Genomic DNA, 1,469 nt, shown 5'->3' on the forward strand with positions numbered 1-1,469 from the left:
CTAGCCCGGATTTCTCATAGTGCTCCAACAACCTTCGCAGACCAAGCCTGGTAGTGCCAGATCCGAGTGGTCATGGTCGAAGTTGGCGATTATTTAGCCAGTTTCCGGCATTCAGGCACAACTCCCCCTTTCCCCCATTGGTATCGGGCCGGGGGAGCCCGATTATCTACTGGGGCACCAAGCGCTGAACCAGTGCTGAGAGATCGTTCTTGTGTGGATAGCTATCACTCATCAACACCCGTATTCGGCGGGTGTTGCGGATGATGACTGCGCCAACCTTGATCAGCTTCAAGCGCAAGGTGCCGGCACTCATACGTTCGAAGGGCGTGTTTTTCAGATGCACCCGCAAACGCTCGAACAGGGTGTAGGCGAAGCCGGATAAGATCAGCCGCCACTGGTTGGTCCACCAGTGTGTGCTGGAGGTGCGACCGGCAAACAGATCCAGTTGTTGATCCTTGATCCGGTTCTCCATATCACCCCGTGCGCAATACTGTTCGTAGTAGAGCTTGAATCCGTCATCGTAGCGGGAGCTGATAACGAACCGGGGGTTCGGGCCTTGAGGGCCATATTCCAGGCGCGCAACCACCCAGCGTGGCTTATGCCAGCTTCGGGCTTTGTAGCGGAAGCGGAAGGTGCTGGCGAGCTTATGGCCATGAGCCTCGTAGTAGGTCCGGACTTTGTCCATGGCTGGGGCGGCAAGCGCCTCCAGCCGCTGGTTGCGGGCCATGCCTACGATGTAATCCACCTGGTTGCGATCGCACCAGGCCAGCAGTCGGGGCTTGCTGAAGTGGGAGTCGCCCCGGAACACGATCCGGGTCTGTGGCCAATACTCGCGAATAAATCGCACCAGCAGCGCCAGAATGGCCCAGCTGTGCCGGGCATCACCTCGATTGCTGGTGCGCAGATAGCTCACCAGCAAGTGCCTACCGCAGAAGACGTAAAGCGGGAAGTAGCAGTGATGGTCGTAATACCGGTTAAAGAACTTACCCGGCTGGTCGCCGTGCACCGGAATATCGGTGCCGTCAAAATCCAGCACGATTTCCTTGGGCGGCTTCTCATGCTGCTCGATGAAGTGGTGCCAGAGCAACTCATGCGCTTTGACAATGGTTTGCCGATCCATCGCCTGCTCCATTCGACAAAGCGTGGACTTGCCGGCCAGAGTCGAGGCATTCCCCGTGGCGGTTTGTAGTGCCTGATCAAAGCGAAGCGCTTCATGATCATTCAGATCTTCGTAGCCACCGGCCACACCGTAGACCCGTTGCCGGACCAGGGACTTGAGCTCATGACGAATCATCCGGGGATCCCGCTGGTCGGTCAGCGTCTCGGCCAGTCGCTGGGTTAGCCGGTGTTGTTTATCGACTTCGCGCAGTAACAACACACCGGCATCCGAGGTGATATGGCCTCCGGAGAAATCGGCTTCAATCTGGCGGCGGGAGAGTGGCGAGAAGGTCAGTTTTTGAGGTACCATT

Annotated in this window: 1 protein-coding gene; it reads right to left on the reverse strand. The window is 57.6% G+C overall.

Annotation, left to right across the window (positions count from 1 at the left end; translation table 11 throughout):
- Positions 1-166: 166 nt before the first annotated feature.
- Positions 167-1,468 carry an IS1380-like element ISMaq3 family transposase gene (locus DER72_RS15950; protein WP_110070905.1) on the reverse strand — a complete coding sequence of 434 codons (1,302 nt, stop codon included), beginning with the start codon at positions 1,466-1,468 and terminating at the stop codon, positions 167-169.
- Position 1,469: the final 1 nt, after the last annotated feature.

Origin of the sequence: Halomonas sp. A11-A, assembly GCF_003182195.1 — a bacterium.
Classification (GTDB): Bacteria; Pseudomonadota; Gammaproteobacteria; order Pseudomonadales; family Halomonadaceae; genus Halomonas; species Halomonas alkalicola.

What these genes read in the sequence shown, in the direction of transcription:
- DER72_RS15950 (WP_110070905.1), bottom strand. Translation starts at nt 1,468, where the DNA reads ATGGTACCTCAAAAACTGACCTTCTCGCCACTCTCCCGCCGCCAGATT.